This window comes from Homoserinibacter sp. YIM 151385 (genome assembly GCF_027912415.1).
Taxonomy (GTDB): domain Bacteria; phylum Actinomycetota; class Actinomycetes; order Actinomycetales; family Microbacteriaceae; genus Schumannella.
This window is the reverse complement of the sequence record NZ_CP115175.1, coordinates 2,510,373-2,525,817: the sequence shown is the minus strand read 5'-3', so window position 1 is coordinate 2,525,817 and position 15,445 is coordinate 2,510,373. Positions and strand designations below refer to the sequence as shown.

14 protein-coding genes are annotated in these 15,445 nt (G+C 71.5%); 4 read left to right on the top strand and 10 right to left on the bottom strand.

Features of this window, described 5'->3' with window-relative positions; all coding sequences use genetic code 11:
* Positions 1 to 33: 33 nt before the first annotated feature.
* The 3 genes from hutH to OF852_RS12215 all read right to left on the bottom strand — a co-directional run bounded on the left by hutH (position 34) and on the right by OF852_RS12215 (position 2,718).
* Positions 34 to 1,608 (bottom strand): histidine ammonia-lyase, encoded by a 1,575-nt coding sequence (gene hutH, locus OF852_RS12225; protein WP_271119437.1) that lies wholly within the window; start codon positions 1,606 to 1,608, stop codon positions 34 to 36.
* Positions 1,609 to 1,776: 168 nt separating this feature from the next.
* Positions 1,777 to 2,202: a hypothetical protein gene (locus OF852_RS12220; RefSeq protein WP_271119436.1), complete on the bottom strand. Its 426-nt coding sequence runs from the start codon at positions 2,200 to 2,202 to the stop codon at positions 1,777 to 1,779.
* Between the two features lie 39 nt (positions 2,203 to 2,241).
* Positions 2,242 to 2,718 carry a hypothetical protein gene (locus OF852_RS12215; RefSeq protein WP_271119435.1) on the bottom strand — a complete coding sequence of 159 codons (477 nt, stop codon included), beginning with the start codon at positions 2,716 to 2,718 and terminating at the stop codon, positions 2,242 to 2,244.
* 141 nt (positions 2,719 to 2,859) lie between these two features.
* On the opposite strand from OF852_RS12215, the gene OF852_RS12210 reads away from it, so the two are divergent.
* Positions 2,860 to 3,627 carry an IclR family transcriptional regulator gene (locus tag OF852_RS12210; protein WP_271119434.1) on the top strand — a complete coding sequence of 256 codons (768 nt, stop codon included), beginning with the start codon at positions 2,860 to 2,862 and terminating at the stop codon, positions 3,625 to 3,627.
* A 48-nt stretch (positions 3,628 to 3,675) separates the two neighbouring features.
* On the top strand, positions 3,676 to 5,091 hold the full coding sequence (gene argG, locus OF852_RS12205; RefSeq protein WP_271119433.1) for an argininosuccinate synthase: 1,416 nt from the start codon (positions 3,676 to 3,678) through the stop codon (positions 5,089 to 5,091).
* A gap of 51 nt (positions 5,092 to 5,142) precedes the next feature.
* On the opposite strand, the gene OF852_RS12200 is transcribed toward argG, so the two are convergent.
* From OF852_RS12200 to OF852_RS12185, 4 genes are all read right to left on the bottom strand, one after another.
* Positions 5,143 to 5,946: an amino acid ABC transporter ATP-binding protein gene (locus OF852_RS12200; protein ID WP_271119432.1), complete on the bottom strand. Its 804-nt coding sequence runs from the start codon at positions 5,944 to 5,946 to the stop codon at positions 5,143 to 5,145.
* A complete protein-coding gene (locus tag OF852_RS12195) occupies positions 5,943 to 6,854 on the bottom strand; it encodes an amino acid ABC transporter permease (protein WP_271119431.1) in 912 nt (303 codons plus the stop codon). The genes OF852_RS12200 and OF852_RS12195 overlap by 4 nt, the downstream gene beginning before the upstream one ends.
* A 70-nt stretch (positions 6,855 to 6,924) precedes the next feature.
* On the bottom strand, positions 6,925 to 7,866 hold the full coding sequence (locus OF852_RS12190) for an ABC transporter substrate-binding protein (protein WP_271119430.1): 942 nt from the start codon (positions 7,864 to 7,866) through the stop codon (positions 6,925 to 6,927).
* 269 nt (positions 7,867 to 8,135) lie between these two features.
* The gene (locus OF852_RS12185) at positions 8,136 to 8,831 is read right to left on the bottom strand and encodes a YoaK family protein (RefSeq protein ID WP_271119429.1); all 696 of its coding nucleotides are present in this window, start codon (positions 8,829 to 8,831) and stop codon (positions 8,136 to 8,138) included.
* Positions 8,832 to 8,940: 109 nt separating this feature from the next.
* Between OF852_RS12185 and OF852_RS12180 the strand changes: the two genes are divergently transcribed.
* Both OF852_RS12180 and OF852_RS12175 read left to right on the top strand, forming a co-directional pair.
* A complete protein-coding gene (locus OF852_RS12180; protein ID WP_271119428.1) occupies positions 8,941 to 9,375 on the top strand; it encodes a hypothetical protein in 435 nt (144 codons plus the stop codon).
* Between the two features lie 50 nt (positions 9,376 to 9,425).
* Complete coding sequence (locus OF852_RS12175; protein ID WP_271119427.1) at positions 9,426 to 9,584, top strand: hypothetical protein; 159 nt, start codon at positions 9,426 to 9,428, stop codon at positions 9,582 to 9,584.
* Here OF852_RS12175 and OF852_RS12170 read toward each other — a convergent pair.
* The 3 genes from OF852_RS12170 to tuf form a co-directional block, all read right to left on the bottom strand.
* On the bottom strand, positions 9,578 to 10,546 hold the full coding sequence (locus OF852_RS12170) for a DNA topoisomerase IB (RefSeq protein ID WP_271119426.1): 969 nt from the start codon (positions 10,544 to 10,546) through the stop codon (positions 9,578 to 9,580). The genes OF852_RS12175 and OF852_RS12170 overlap by 7 nt on opposite strands.
* Positions 10,547 to 10,815: 269 nt before the next feature.
* Entirely contained in the window at positions 10,816 to 13,953 is a 3,138-nt protein-coding gene (locus tag OF852_RS12165; RefSeq protein WP_271119425.1) for a zinc-dependent metalloprotease family protein, read from the bottom strand.
* Between the two features lie 207 nt (positions 13,954 to 14,160).
* Positions 14,161 to 15,354 (bottom strand): elongation factor Tu, encoded by a 1,194-nt coding sequence (tuf, locus tag OF852_RS12160; RefSeq protein ID WP_271119424.1) that lies wholly within the window; start codon positions 15,352 to 15,354, stop codon positions 14,161 to 14,163.
* Positions 15,355 to 15,445: the final 91 nt, after the last annotated feature.

Below are 15,445 nucleotides of genomic sequence, written 5' to 3'. Positions count from 1 at the left end.
CTTGGTGTTCTGGGGATGTCGGGATGCGGCGGCTCAGGCGAGCGGGCCGGCGGCGGCCTGCGCGGCGTCGAGGAGCTCGCCGCCCTCGACGAGCGCGACGGCGGCCGCGATCTCGGGCGCGAGGTAGCGGTCGATGCCGGGCGGCGGGACGACCTCGCGCAGCCGGGCGACGACCGCGCCGGTCGCGGGGGCGGGCTCGGCATCCCGCAGGTCGATGCCGCGCGCGGCGGTGAGGATCTCGATCGCGACGACCCGCGTGAGGCCGTCGACGGCGCGGCGCAGCTTGCGGGCGGCGCTCCAACCCATCGACACGTGGTCCTCCTGCATCGCGCTGGTGGGGATGGAGTCGACGGAGGCGGGGACGGCGAGCCGCTTCAGCTCGGAGACGATGCCGGCCTGGGTGTACTGGGCGATCATGTGGCCCGAGTCGACGCCGGGGTCGTCGGCGAGGAAAGGGGTGAGGCCGCCCGAGCGGGAGGCGTCGAGGAAGCGGTCGGTCCGCCGCTCCGACATCGAGGCGAGGTCGGCGGCGGCGATCGCGAGGAAGTCGAGCACGTAGCCGACGGGCGCGCCGTGGAAGTTGCCGTTCGACTCGAGCCGCCCGTCGAGGGTGACGACGGGGTTGTCGATCGCGCTCGCGAGCTCGCGGCCGGCGACGAGCTCCGCGTGGGCGAGCGTGTCGCGGACGGCGCCGTGCACCTGCGGCGCGCAGCGCAGCGAGTAGGCGTCCTGCACGCGGGTGAAGCCGGTCTCGCGGTGGGCGCCGATGAGCGGCGAGCCGGCGAGGACGGCGCGCAGGTTCGCGGCGCTCGCCGACTGCCCGGGGTGGGGGCGGAGCGCCTGCAGATCCTCCGCGAAGACCGCGTCGGTGCCGCGCAGGCCCTCGACGCTGAGCGCCGCGGCGAGGTCGGCCGTCGTGATGAGCCGGCGCAGGTCGACGATCGCGAGCGCGAGCATCCCGAGCATCCCGTCGGTGCCGTTGATGAGGGCGAGGCCCTCCTTCTCGTGCAGGACGACGGGCTCGATGCCGGCCGCCGCGAGCGCCATGGACGCGCTCGCGAGCTCGCCGTCCGCATCCCGCACCTCGCCCTCGCCCATGACGGCGAGCGCGCAGTGGGCGAGCGGGGCGAGGTCGCCGGAGCAGCCGAGCGAGCCGTACTCGCCGACGACGGGCGTGATGCCGGCGTTCAACAGGGCGGCGTAGGTCTCGGCGACGACCGGGCGGACGCCGGTGCGGCCGGTCGCGAGGGTCGAGAGGCGCAGCGTCATGAGGGCGCGCACGACCTCCCGCTCCACCTCGGCGCCGGAGCTGGCGGCGTGGCTGCGCACGAGGGAGCGCTGGAGCTGGGCCCGCGACTCGAAGGGGATGTGCTTCGTGGCGAGCGCGCCGAAGCCGGTGCTGACCCCGTAGTGCGGCCGGGTGTCGTCGGCGAGCTGCTCGATGACGGCACGGCTGGCCGCCATGGCCTCGAGCGACGCGGGCGCCAGCTGGACGCGCGCACCGTGGCGGGCGATCGCGACGACGTCCTCGATGCTCGGCGCGCCCCGATCGATCTCGACGGCGGCGGGGGTCTCGCGGCCGAGCGGGGCGGTGGCGGATGCGGTCATGTCGCTCCTTCTGCGGGTGGGGCGCGTGGCACCAAGTGAACGCGCCGTCGGGGCCGGCCGGGAGTGGGCGCGGCGAGAAACGGTCTGGGATCTCAGACCGGGAGAGTGGAGGCGGTCCTCCCCGGGGCGACCGCAGGGCCGCGGCACCCGAGGAGGACCGCCGGTCGGTCAGGCCGCGATCGCGAGCTCGACGATCTGGCCCTGCTGGAGCCAGTTCTTCATGCCGGCGAGCGCGAGCTCGAGCTCGCCCTCGACGACCTCGCCGATGTAGCTGATCTTGAGCGGCTCGTCGGCCAGGTCGTCGCCGTAGACGACGCAGAACTGCTGGCGCGGGTTGTACCAGCACACCGAGCCGCGGGCGTAGCCCTTCTCGGCCCGGCGCATGGCCCCGACCTCCTCGGTGAGGTAGACGTTCTCCCACGGGGCGACGATCGGCATGGTCCAGAAGACCATCTCGCCGACGATCTTGCCGTGCTGGAGGACGCTCTTCTGCGGCAGGTTCTCCTTGAGGGCCTCCACGATGCCGGGCACGAGCTCCTCGAAGACCTTGATCTTGCAGGTCTCGACGCCGTCGACGGACATGATGAGGTGCATAGCTTCTTCTCTCTTCGTCTCGTTGTTCGCGGGGCGGGCCTAGGCCTCGACGCGCTTGAATCCGTTGGCGACGCCCCACGGGAAGACGGCGTCGACCCACATGTGGACCTTGTTGACGTAGCTGATGGCGGCCCGGGTGAGCTCGAGGAACTCCTCGATCGAGGTCGCCGCGTTCGATGCCTCCACGTAGCGGGCGACGAAGCCGCCCGCCTCGGGCATGCCGACGAAGTCGAAGAACGCGGCCTTGTAGCCGACGATCTGGTTGATGAGCAGCTGCACGGTGCGCAGGTCGAGGGTCTCCGTCTCGGAGACCTCGATGATCCCCCAGAGCACCTCGTCGGACAGCGTGCGCGCCTCCGACTCCGCGAACATGAGGGTCGACAGGTACTGCCCGTGGCTGCCGGTGCGGCGGGGGATGATCCCGCGCCCCATGTTCGTGATCTCCTCGGGGCATTCGAGCCAGATCCGCTCGCGCTCCGCGTCCAGCTCCGCGATGACGTCGGTGACGATGCTCAACGTCGCTCCTTTCCTCGGTGGTTCGGTCTGTCCCCATCAGACCGTCCGGGCCGGGCTCCGCGGCGGGGCTCAGCGGCTATGGTGTCTGAGATCGCAGACAGTGGCGACGGTCGTTTCGGCCGTGTTTCGGGAGGAGGACGGATGAGCGACATCCCGGCCGCGCGGAACGCGCTCCGCGTGCTCAAGTTCGTCGCCGCGCAGAGCGGACCCGTCCGCGCGACGACCCTCAGCCGCGAGCTCGACATCCCGCGCTCCTCGACCTACCAGCTCATCAAGGTCATGCAGGACGAGGGGTTCCTCGTGCACTTCCCCGAGGAGCGGGCGTACGGCCTCTCCCCCCTCGTGAGCGAGGTGGGCTCCGCCTCCATGCGCGCCGGGCGGCTCGAGCGGCTCGCCCGTCCGCTGCTCGTCAAGCTCGTCAAGCGCACGGGACTCCCCGTCGTGGGGCACGTCAGCGTGCTGCAGGGCACGGATGTCGTCTACGTCGCGAAGGAGGCCGCGCAGCGGGCGCCGACGCTCGTCACCGACATCGGGGTGCACCTTCCGGCGCACCTCACCGCGACCGGCCGCTCGATCCTCGCCCACTTCTCGCCGAAGCAGGTGCGGGCCCTCTACCCCGCGCGCGACTCGCTCTTCCACCGCGCCGAGGCGGGTCCCAGCACCCTGCGCGAGCTCGACGCCCTCCTCGAGGAGACGCGGAGCCGGGGCTGGGCCGTCGAGAGCGGCGAGATCACGAAGGACCACGCCTCGGTGGCGGTCGCCGCCCTCGACCACAACGGCTACCCGGCCGCCTCGATCGGCCTCACGTTCCGGGTGACGGCCGTCGACATCCACCTCTGGCGACAGCTCGGCGCCGCCGCCGCGATCACCGCCGGCGCCCTGAGCATGCGGCTGCGCGGCAGGATCTGATCCCCGGCCCGTCCTCGCACGGTCGCCCGCGCCGCTAGCCTGGTCACCATGTCCAACGTGCTCTCCTCCCTCCCCGTCGGCGAGCGCATCGGCATCGCCTTCTCCGGAGGTCTCGACACCTCCGTGGCGGTCGCCTGGATGCGCGACAAGGGCGGCATCCCCTGCACCTACACCGCGGACATCGGCCAGCCCGACGAGCCCGACATCGACGCCGTCCCCGGTCGCGCCCTCGAGTACGGCGCCGAGATCGCGCGCCTGGTCGACGCGCGGCGCCTCCTCGTCGAGGAGGGCCTGGTCGCCCTGCAGTGCGGCGCCTTCCACATCCGCTCCGGCGGCAAGACGTACTTCAACACCACCCCCCTCGGCCGCGCCGTCACGGGGACCATGCTCGTGCGCGCCATGAAGGAGGACGGCGTCGACATCTGGGGCGACGGCTCCACCTACAAGGGCAACGACATCGAGCGCTTCTACCGCTACGGCCTCATGGCGAATCCGCGCCTGCGCATCTACAAGCCGTGGCTCGACCGCGACTTCGTGACGCAGCTCGGCGGCCGCAAGGAGATGTCGGAGTGGCTCGTCGAGCACGGCTTCCCCTACCGCGACTCCACCGAGAAGGCGTACTCGACCGACGCGAACATCTGGGGTGCCACCCACGAGGCCAAGCAGCTCGAGTACCTGGACGCCGGCGTCACGATCGTCGAGCCGATCATGGGCGTCGCCCCGTGGGACGAGTCGATCGAGATCGCGACCGAGGATGTCGTGGTCGAGTTCGAGGCGGGTCGCCCGGTCGCGCTGAACGGCACCCGCTACGACGACCCGGTCGCGCTCGTCGAGGAGGCGAACCGCATCGGCGGCCGCCACGGGCTCGGCATCTCGGACCAGATCGAGAACCGCATCATCGAGGCGAAGAGCCGCGGCATCTACGAGGCGCCGGGCATGGCGCTCCTCCACATCGCCTACGAGCGCCTGCTCAACGCGATCCACAACGAGGACACCGTGGCGACGTACCACTCGGAGGGCCGCCGCCTCGGGCGCCTCATGTACGAGGGCCGCTGGCTCGACCCGCAGTCGCTCATGCTGCGCGAGTCGATCGTGCGCTGGGTGGCGTCCGCTGTCACCGGCTCCGTCGCCCTGCGCCTGCGCCGCGGCGACGACTACTCGATCCTCGACACCGCGGGCCCGGCGCTGAGCTACAGCCCCGAGAAGCTCTCGATGGAGCGGGTCGGCCAGGCCGCCTTCGGGCCCGACGACCGCATCGGGCAGCTCACGATGCGCAACCTCGACATCGCCGACTCGCGCTCGCGGCTCGAGCAGTACGCGGCGCAGGGCCTCGTGACGGGCGAGACGGCGGAGCTGATCGGCGAGCTGGAGGCCGGCGGCGCGGAGGCGATCACGGCCGACGCGCAGCCCGTCGAGCTCGACGAGCTCAACAACCGCGCCGCCTTCGACGCCGGGACCGACTGACCGCGCGCGGGCCGACGGCCGCGACCGCACGCGACCCGTCGGCCCGGCCGCTCAGGCCGCCAGGTGCGAGAGGAAGCGCTGGAGGCGGGGCGAGGCGGGCGCGCCGAGCACCTGCTCGGCCGAGCCCAGCTCCGCGACGACCCCGCCGTCCATGAAGGCGACGCGGTCCGCGACCTGCCGGGCGAAGCGCATCTCGTGCGTGACGACTATCATCGTCATGCCGTCCTCAGCGATCTGCCGCATGACCTGCAGCACCTCGCCGACGAGCTCGGGGTCGAGGGCCGAGGTCGGCTCGTCGAAGAGCATGAGCTTCGGGCGCATGGCGAGCGAGCGGGCGATCGCGACCCGCTGCTGCTGCCCGCCGGAGAGCTGGGAGGGGTACGAGTCGGCCTTCGCCGCGAGCCCCACCCGGTCGAGCTCGACGCGCGCGCGCTCGACCGCCTCGGCCTTCGGCATCCGGAGCACCTCGCGCAGCCCGGCCGTCACGTTCTCCCGTGCCGTGAGATGGGGGAACAGGTTGAAGTGCTGGAAGGCCATGCCGATCTGCCGGCGGTACGCGGCCGTGTCCCGCTCCCCCGCCTCGTGGAGGCGGCCCCGGCGCACCACCGCGCCGGCGTAGGCGCCCGCGACCTGGACGACCCCCGCATCCACGGGCTGGAGGGCGTTGACGGTGCGCAGGAGCGTCGACTTGCCGGAGCCGGAGGCGCCGATCAGGCAGAGCACCTCCCCCTCGGCGACGTCGAGGTCGACGCCGCGGAGGACCTGCGTCGCGCCGAAGCTCACGTGGACGCCGCGGATTCGGACGAGCGGTGCGGCGGCGGCTCCCGGGTCGGGCCGGTCCTGGATGGCGGTCATCGGGCGTCCTCCTCGACTGCGGCTGCGGCGGCCTTCGCGGGCCGACCGGCGACCCCGCGCGCCATGCGGCGCTCGAGGAGGTGCTGACCCCCGGATGCGAGGAGGACGAGCACGAGGTACCAGAACGACACGACGATGAGCAGCGGGATCACCTGGAAGTTCTGGCCGTAGATGCGCTGCGCGACGGTCAGCAGCTCGCCGCCGCCGATGACGGCGACCATCGCGCTCGCCTTGAGGAGCATGATGAACTGGTTGCCCGTCGCGGGCACGATCACGCGGATCGCCTGCGGCGCGACGATGCGGAGCACGGCGCGGCGCCGGCGCATCCCCAGGCTCTGCGCGGCCTCGAGCTGCCCGGCCGGCACGGCGAGGAAGCCGCCGCGGATGATCTCCGCCATGAAGGCGGACTCGTGGAGCGCGAGGCCGATGATGGAGGCCGTGAAGCCCGAGATCACCGAGTTGGTGTCGAGCGCGACGCCGAAGGCCGGCGGGAAGCCGATGACGATCTCCGGCGCGAAGAGCGCGAGGTTGAAGGTGACGAGCAGCAGCACGAGCAGCGGGAGCCCGCGGAAGAACCCGACGTAGACGCGGGCGACGCCGCGCAGGACCGGGTTCTCGGAGCGGCTCAGCATCGCCATGAGGAAGCCCACGACGATCGCGATCGCGATGGACAGCAGCGAGAGCTGGATGGTGACGAGGAGGCCGTCGAGGATGCGCGGCGAGAACAGGTACTGCGCCACCGTGGCCCACTGCAGCTTCTCGTTGCGCGCCAGCCCCCACGCGATCCAGGCGACGGCCGCCGCCGCGAGCAGGCCGGTGATCCAGCGCTCGTGACGGGGCCGGCGGATGACGGGCAGGGACTCGTCGACGGGCGGGGCCGCCGTGGCGGCCGGGGCGGTCGTGCTCATGGGACCTCCGGGCGGTGCGATGGTGCTGGGGGATCGGGGGCGGCCCCGTCGGAGCCGCCCCCGGGGTCGGTCAGTCGAGGCCGCAGGCGCCGCAGGCGGTCGGCTCCTCGATGGGCCGCTCGGTGGCGAGGTTGATGCCGGGCTCCAGGAGGACCTGGGACTCGAGGCCCCACTCGGCCATGATCTCCTCGTAGGTCCCGTCGGCGATGATCGCCTCGAGGGCGCCGAGCAGCGCCTGCGCGAGGTCCTCGCTCTCGTGGGCGACGATGATCCCGTTGTAGACCTTCGACATGAGCGGGCTGGGGAACACCGTCACCGCGCCGTCCGTCTGGAGGTTCTGGTAGGCGCCGGTGGCGAGGTTGGTGAAGCTCGCCTCCACGCGGCCGGACTGGAGCGCCGTCGTCACCTCCGTGGCGCTGGGGAACTCGATCGCGTCGAGCGCCTCGAGGCCCTCCTGCTCGCAGTTCTCGCTGAAGAGCGCCTCGTCGGCGACGTAGTCGGTGCCGGTCTGGATGCCGACGCTGACGCCGCAGAGGCTCAGCGGGTTCTCGCTGACGCCGGCCGGGTTGTCGGCGAGGGTGAGCACGCCCGAGGTCGCGTAGGCGTTGTCGATGAAGGTGACCTGCTCCTGACGCTCGAGCCGATCGCTGATGCACTCCATCGCGGCTGGGTACTTGCCGCCCTGGACGCCGGGGATGAGGCCGTCGAAGGCGATCGACTCCTGCGTGATGGTGATGCCGAGCTTCTCGGCCATCGCCATGAGGAGGTCGTGGTTGAAGCCGTCGATGTCGCCCTCCTCGTTCACGAAGTCGCAGGGCGGGTAGTTGGCGTCGGTCGCGACGATCATCTCGCCGGCGTCCTGGATGTCCTCGGGCAGGAGCGCGAAGAGCTCGGGGTCGCCCGAGGCGGCGGGGTCGGTCGGGGCCTCGGGGGTGCTGCAGGCGCTGAGGGCGAGCGCGGCGACGAGCGCGATGCCCGTGACGGCGGCGGCCCGCTGAGTCGTGGTTCTCATCTGGTACCTCTCAAGTGCGGCTGGGATCGGGTCCTCGCCGGGGCCCTCGGCGCGGTGGGCGGCTGCCCCGTCCGGCGCTCGGGGTGCCGGATTGCGGTCCATGCTAGGGACGCGTCGCGCGCCGCCGATCGGGTCGATCCATGCGCTTCGTCCGAGATACCAGACTTACCCGCGCTCGATTACCGGGATGTTTCCCCGCTGTTGCCGGGAATGCCGACAGGTGTCCGGGAGCTGACCTGGGCTCGCCTCGACGGGCCGACCGCGGCCGCTCAGGCGGACGGCACCGCGGCGCCCCGCCGGGCGGCGATCTCGAGCACCACGACGGCCGCCGCGAAGACGAGCGCGCCCGCGAGGAGCGCCGCCTGCCCCGACCAGAGCCGGATGGCGCCCGCGCCGACCGCGGCGCCCGCGAACATGCAGAGCACGGCGAGCAGGCGGGTGAGCCAGCGCTGGCCGGTGCCGCCGCCGAGCCGGCTGTCGCGCGCGAGGTTCGCGATCGTGTTCGTGACGACGATCGTCGTGATGTCGCTGTTGCCGATGGGCTTCACCGCCGACACCTGCGCCCCCATGACGGCCGCGAGGAGCACCGTCACGAGCAGGAGCCACCGCTCCTCGAGCGCGCCGAGCAGCGCCCAGAGGCCGGCGAGCGCGAAGAACACGAGCCCGCCGCCGATGAGGACGCCGAGGCTCCGGCGCGGCCAGCTCGATGCGGGGTGCCCGCGGCCGACGATCCGCCCGCCGATGATCGAGCCGGCCGCGAAGCCGGCGAGGGCCAGCACGTTGTTGAGGAGCGGGATGCCGCCGACCCCGACGAGCGCGAAGCCGATGAAGAGCACGTTGCCGGTCATGTTGCCGGTGAAGACGCGGTCGAGCGCCAGGTAGCTGACGGCGTCCACGACGCCCGTGGATGCGGTGAGCAGCAGGAGCCCGGCCGTCGCGAGGCGGGGGTGGACGGTCGCGGTCATCGCCTCAACGCTACTCCGCGCGCGGGCCCGTCCCGATCCGCTCCGGGGCGCCGGGACATGCGCGACAGGTGAGGTTCCCTTTCGTGTTCAACTTATATAAGTTCTCCGCATGTTCAGAACCCTGCTCGCATCCACAGTGGCCCTCGCCACCGCCATCGCCCTCACGGCCGGAGCCGCGCCGCCCCCGGCAGCCGCCCCATCCGCGATCCCGATCTCCGCCGCGAGCGGCCCCCACGCCGCGGTGCTCCCCGCCAAGAAGGTCGGGCCGCTCCGGTGCGACCGCCACTTCTGCACGGTCATGACGACGAAGACGTACACCAAGTACATCGTCGAGCTCGGCCCCGGCGCGGCCTCGGTGGCCTGCAGCGCGATCGTGCTGTCCGTCCCGCGCGGCAGCCGCCCCTACGCGGCCGTCGCCTGCGGCGCACTCGGCTTCATCATCTACGCGCAGGCCATCGTCGCGCGCAGCCGCGGCGAGTGCCTCGGGGTCCGCTTCACCACCCGCTTCGAACTCGCCCACACCGTGATCGGACGCTGCGCATGACCGGGTCGGCGCCCGGGAGCACGGGCTGGTCCTCTCGCCCGCTCCGTCGCGTGGCGTGGGGCGTCATCGTCGTCGGGCTCGTCGCCACAGTCGTCGGCTTCGCGACGGGCGACCCGGTCGCGATCGCCCTCAACCAGGTCACGGGAGTCGGCATCATCGCGGTTCTCGCGTGGATGGCCCTGAGCGACGGGCGCGACCGCGATCAGTAGAGCAGCGCCCGCAGCTCCGACTCCGCGGAGGCCAGCCGCTCGGGATCGATCGTCGTGCCCGAGCGGTAGAGGTCGAGGATGCGGGGATCGACATAGCTCGCACGCGCGATCGCCGGGGTGTTGCCGAGCACCTCGGAGGCCTCCCGGATCGCGGCGGCGACCGTCCGCGTGCGGGCGGTCGCCGTCGCCGCCGGTCCGGCCTTCGCGAGGGCGACGGCCGCCGCGACCGTGCCGTGGAGGGTGCGGAAGTCCTTCGCGGTGAAGTCGCCGCCGGTCCGCTCGCGCACGTCGGCGTTCACCTCGGCAGCCGTGAGCGGACGCCAGCCCCGCTCGTCGCGCCAGGCGAGGAGCCGGGCGTTGGCGCCGCGGCGCTTGAGCCCGCGCACGACGGAGGCGAGGTCCGCATCCCGGATGTCGGACTCCCACTCCTGCCCGCTCTTCGCCGGGAACTCGAGGTGCACCGTGTCGCCGCCGACGATGCTCGCGTGCGCGCAGCGCAGGGTCGTCAGGCCGAAGCTGCCGTGCTCGCTCGCGTACTGCTCGCTGCCGACGCGGAGGCTCCCCGTGTCGAGCATGCGGAACGCGGCGGCGAGCGCCCGCTCGCGGCTCGGCTCCTCGCCGCGGAGGTCGATCGTGACGCCGCGGCGCGCGACCGGCAGGCTCTCGGCGAGCGCGAGCGCGCGGTCGTACTTCACGCGGTCCTGCCGCTCCCGCCAGCTCGGGTGGTAGAGGTACTGCCGCCGCCCGGCCGCGTCGATGCCGGTCGCCTGGATGTGGCCGTTCGGGTGGGGTGCGATCCACACCTCGGTCCACGCGGGCGGGATCGCGAGCTCCTCGATGCGCTGCCGGAGCACGGCATCCCGCACGGTCGTGCCGTCGGCATCCCGGTAGGTGAAGCCGCGCCCGGATCGCACGCGTCGGATGCCGGGGCCGGATGCGTCGCTGCGGCGGAGTCGGGGCACGCTCCGACGCTAGCCCGGAGCACGCGCGCCCCGAATCGCTCATCAGCCGATCCGAAGCCGCGCGCGCACGGCGGCACGCGTGTCGGGGCAGGGCGACCGCATTCGCGCTCCGGACCGACGACACCCACCGCGGCGCGGACGCCCGCACGACGCAGCAGATCTCCTCGCCGGCCACGGAGTCCGGCACGTCGAAGGCTTTCCGTCGGAGGACAGGAATGAGACAGAGCCGCGAAGCGGCTGCTCCGCGGCCCTGTCTCTGGCGCTCCGGCTCAGGGAGCCGGGATGTACTCGACCGTCCACGCCCTCGTCGTGTAGGCCTTCTTCGAAAGCGTCACCTTGACCTTGACGCCCACGGGGGTCGAGGTCGTGTAGGTGCTCTTCGTGGCGCCCTTGATCGCCTTCGTGCCGCGGTACCACTGGTAGGCCGCCTTGACGGCAGTCTCCGCGCTGTACGAGGCCTGCAGGCGCGTGCCGTCGTAGATCACGGTCGGGGTCTCGGCGGGGATGCTGCCGCGGCCGACCTTCGCCGTCCCGCTCGTCGACTTGACGTAGCTCAGCCGACCGGTGGCCCGGGCCGTGACCTTGGCCGTGATCGTCTTGCCGTAGTCCGAGGCGGTCAGCGTGTAGCTGGGAGAGGTCGCACCCGAGATCGCGGTGCCGCTGCGATACCAGCGGTAGGCCGGGTAGCCCTCGGCGAGGTCGGCGTTCCAGTCTGGCTGCGTCGCGGTGAGCGTCTCGCCGACCTTCGCGATGCCCGAGATGACGATCTTCTCCGAGGGGTAGATCGAGTAGTCGATCTTCTCCGAGTACATCCGGACGGTGCTGTACGCGGTCTTCGAGACGGTGACGCGCACGGAGACCGTGTGGCCGTAGTCCGAGCCCGTCATCGTGTAGCTCGACGAGGTGGCCTTGCTGATCGCCGAGGAGTCCCGGTACCACTGGTAGCTCAGCTTGACGGAGGGCGTCGTGATGGATCCCGGCACCAGCGCGGCCGTCAGCTTCGTGCTCGACTGCGTCACGATCGGAAGCGCGCGTGAGCCCTCGAGGACGCCGGCGGCGACCTTGGCGGTGTACGGGCTGTAGACCGCCAGCGGCGCGCGGCCCGGTGCCGTGTGCAGCGCCCGGACGCGCAGCGTGAAGCCGTAGTCGGAGCTCGTGGGCATGTAGGTCGACGCCGTCGCACCCGAGATCGCCTTCGAGCCGCGGTACCACTGGTACTTCGGCGTCGAGGCAGGCGTCGTCACGACGCTCGAGGAGGCGGTCAGCGTCGAGCCGACCCGGACGTCTCCCGAGATCGCCGCGGCGCCGGTTCCGACCTTCGTCAGCGAGAAGTCGCCGTAGGCGGAGTAGGCGCTGATCGAGGTGTAGCCGGACTTCGAGGCGGTCACGCGGACGCGCAGTCGCGCACCTCCGGCGTCTTTCGTCGAAGGCGTGTAGGTCGACGAGGTGGCGCCCGAGATCGCCTCGCCGCTGCGGTACCACTGGTACATGAAGCTCTCGCCTCCCGTGCGCCAGCCTTCGAGTACGGCCTTGAGCGGTGTCTCGCTCGCGTCGATCGAGACGTACCCGCGCTCGACGACACCCGCCGAGATCGGTCCGTAGCCCGCGTACTGCGTGCCGGGGTGGGAGACGGAGGGCGCGCCGGCGACGCTGGCGACGACGCTGATGTAGCGGCCGAGGTCGGAGGTCGTGAGCTTGTAGCTCCGGCCCGTGGCGCCCGCGATCGCGACCTTGGTGCTGCTCGTCGCGCGGTACCACTGGAAGCTCGGGCTCGCGCCACGCCAGCTGTCGCCGAGGATCGCGGTCCAGGTGTCGCCGACGCGCATCTTCCCGTCATAGCTCGCGGTCGGCTGGATGTAGACCTCGTCATTGCGCGGGATCAGGCTGGGCGCCGTGACCGAGACGGTCGCCGTCGCGCCGCTCACCGCGGTCACGTTGACCGAGACGCCCTGAGTCGCGAAGGTCTCGCCCGCGACGTAGTTCGTGCGCACCTGGAGGCCCTGCGACGGCACCGGACGGCGGCCGATGAGGTAGCTGTCGTCGCCCGGGAAGCCCTTCACGTCCGAGGGCGCGACCCGCAGCACGCGGATGCCGTCCGTGGCGGGCGCGGTGCAGTGGAGCTCGGGCTCGGTCTGGTCGGGGCAGTCGTAGCCGGCCGCGAGCGGCGCGTCCTCGTCGGTGCGGTTGCGGTACTCGACGAAGTACTCGACGCCATCCGCCGCCTGCACGACGACGGCGCGCTTGCCGGTGTTCGAGCTGACCGAGTTGAGCGTGTGGCTCGTGGTCGAGCCCGGCGAGGTGACGGCGTAGTCGGCTGCGTTCCAGAGGTTCGCGCGGATGGCGCTGGGGCTCGAGAGCGCTCCGCCCGTGGTCTCGGTGAGCCCATAGCCCATGACGTCCGAGACGTCGCCGTAGTGCTTCACCTGGCAGAAGGAGCCGGTGGCCGCGACGCCGGGCTGGGGCGCGGTCGCCGCGCAGTCCAGCCAGCTGGCGTGGCCGAAGGAGAGGTTGTGGCCGAGCTCGTGGGCGAGCGTCGCCTGCTCGATGAGCGCGTCCGTGCCGATCGTCCAGGTCAGGCCGCCCGTGTTGATCCCCCAGCCGATCGTGCCGAGGCCGATCGCGCCGCCGCAGTCGGCGGCCGAGGGGAAGAACAGCGCGAGGTGCGCGTTCTGCGCGTCCTGGTAGCCCAGCTCGGCGGTCGCCTTCTTCGCGGCCTCCGCCCAGATCCGGTCGGCGTTGACCTCGACGTCGACATCGCAGCTGTAGGCGCTGTTGTAGAGCGGCACCGTGCCGACGAGGTCGAAGCCGACCTTGCCGCCGGACTGCTGCATCCAGTACTCGTCGGAGTGCGCGACCGAGGCCTTGACCGCAGCGACCGTCTGGTCGGCGGGCGAGCGCGTCTGGTCGACGTTCTTCGGCGTGACGAGCACCGCGTACACCTTGTGCCGCGCGGCCGCGGCCGGCGTCTGGTTGACGAGGCCCTTCGTCTTCAGGCCCGACTCGGCGATGTCGACGACCTTCACCGGGGTGTCGAAGCTCGCCGCGGCGAGGGCCTCGAAGCGCGCGTCCGCATCGTCGATCGCGGCGACCGTCGCGGGCGCGGCGAGGCCGAGCGTGAGCTTGCCGGCTGCACCGGCGCCGAGCTCGACACCCGAGACGTCGACGCGCAGGTAGCCCTTGCCGACGACGCGGAAGAGCGGCGTCTCGCCGAGCTCGCGATCGTGCCCGTGCACGTGCTCCGAGGTGCGGGTCAGGTAGCCCGTCACCTCCAGGTTCGCCGGCTGCGCCGCAGCGGCGCTCGCGCGCTCGGACGCCGCGGACGCGGAGGCGACGGGGATCAGGACGGATGCCGCGACGGCTGCCGCAGTCAGCAGGGCCGCGAGGCGGCCGGGCATGGAAGTCGTCACGACGGTGCTCTCGGTGAAGGAGTCGGATGCCCGCAGAACGCGAGCATTGCCCGAAGTATCACCCCGCGCCGAAGCTGCGAACAACCTCGGAGCGCCCCCCAGTTCGGGGGCGGAACGCGAGCGACGGCGCGAGATGCGGAGAGGGGGCCGGGCCCGAAGGCCCGACCCCCTCTCCGGGAGTTCGTCAGGACGAGGTCCTGATGGGAACTACTTGTTGATCTTCGTCACCTTGCCGGCGCCGACGGTGCGCCCGCCCTCGCGGATCGCGAAGCCGAGGCCCTCCTCCATGGCGATCGGCTGGATGAGCTCGACCGACATGTCGGTGGTGTCGCCGGGCATGACCATCTCGGTGCCCTCGGGCAGCGTGATGACGCCGGTGACGTCCGTGGTGCGGAAGTAGAACTGCGGACGGTAGTTCGCGTAGAACGGGTTGTGACGGCCGCCCTCGTCCTTCGAGAGGATGTACGCGGTGCCCTCGAAGTTCGTGTGAGGGGTGACCGAGCCCGGCTTCACGACGACCTGGCCGCGCTCGACGTCCTCGCGCTTGGTGCCGCGGAGGAGCAGACCGCAGTTCTCGCCGGCCCAGGCCTCGTCGAGCTGCTTGTGGAACATCTCGATACCGGTGACCGTGGTCTTCTGCGTCGGGCGGATGCCGACGATCTCGACCTCGGAGTTGATCGCGAGGGTGCCGCGCTCGGCACGACCCGTGACGACGGTGCCACGACCGGTGATCGTGAAGACGTCCTCGACGGGCATGAGGAAGGGCTTGTCCTTGTCGCGCACCGGGTCCGGCACGTTGTCGTCCACGGCCTCCATGAGGTCGAGGATCGACTGCGTCCACTGGGCGTCGCCCTCGAGCGCCTTGAGGCCCGAGACGCGCACGACGGGGGCGTTGTCGCCGTCGAAGTCCTGCGAGGAGAGGAGCTCGCGCACCTCGAGCTCGACGAGCTCCAGGATCTCCTCGTCGTCGACCATGTCCGACTTGTTGAGCGCGACGAGCAGGTACGGCACGCCGACCTGCTTCGCGAGCAGCACGTGCTCGCGGGTCTGCGCCATGGGGCCGTCGGTCGCCGCGACCACGAGGATCGCGCCGTCCATCTGGGCCGCACCGGTGATCATGTTCTTGATGTAGTCGGCGTGACCCGGGGCGTCGACGTGCGCGTAGTGGCGCTTCGGCGTCTCGTACTCGACGTGCGAGATGTTGATCGTGATGCCGCGCTGGCGCTCCTCGGGAGCCGAGTCGATCGACGCGAAGTCGCGAAGGACGTTGACGTCCGACGGGTACTTCTCCGCGAGCGTCTTCGAGATCGCGGCGGTGAGCGTCGTCTTGCCGTGGTCGACGTGACCGATCGTTCCGATGTTCACGTGCGGCTTGGTCCGCTCGAACTTGGCCTTAGCCACTGTGGGTCCTCCTCAGGACTCGATTGCGTTTCTACTTTGAGTTGTCAGGCTGTGAGGCCCTGGGTCGCCGACTGCGATAACTGACTCAGCC

What these genes read in the sequence shown, in the direction of transcription:
- OF852_RS12220 (WP_271119436.1), bottom strand. Translation starts at nt 2,202, where the DNA reads ATGCACCTCATCATGTCCGTCGACGGCGTCGAGACCTGCAAGATCAAG.
- OF852_RS12185 (WP_271119429.1), bottom strand. Translation starts at nt 8,831, where the DNA reads ATGACCGCGACCGTCCACCCCCGCCTCGCGACGGCCGGGCTCCTGCTG.
- OF852_RS12195 (WP_271119431.1), bottom strand. Translation starts at nt 6,854, where the DNA reads ATGAGCACGACCGCCCCGGCCGCCACGGCGGCCCCGCCCGTCGACGAG.
- OF852_RS12190 (WP_271119430.1), bottom strand. Translation starts at nt 7,866, where the DNA reads ATGAGAACCACGACTCAGCGGGCCGCCGCCGTCACGGGCATCGCGCTC.
- OF852_RS12200 (WP_271119432.1), bottom strand. Translation starts at nt 5,946, where the DNA reads ATGACCGCCATCCAGGACCGGCCCGACCCGGGAGCCGCCGCCGCACCG.
- OF852_RS12210 (WP_271119434.1), top strand. Translation starts at nt 2,860, where the DNA reads ATGAGCGACATCCCGGCCGCGCGGAACGCGCTCCGCGTGCTCAAGTTC.
- hutH (WP_271119437.1), bottom strand. Translation starts at nt 1,608, where the DNA reads ATGACCGCATCCGCCACCGCCCCGCTCGGCCGCGAGACCCCCGCCGCC.
- OF852_RS12180 (WP_271119428.1), top strand. Translation starts at nt 8,941, where the DNA reads ATGTTCAGAACCCTGCTCGCATCCACAGTGGCCCTCGCCACCGCCATC.
- argG (WP_271119433.1), top strand. Translation starts at nt 3,676, where the DNA reads ATGTCCAACGTGCTCTCCTCCCTCCCCGTCGGCGAGCGCATCGGCATC.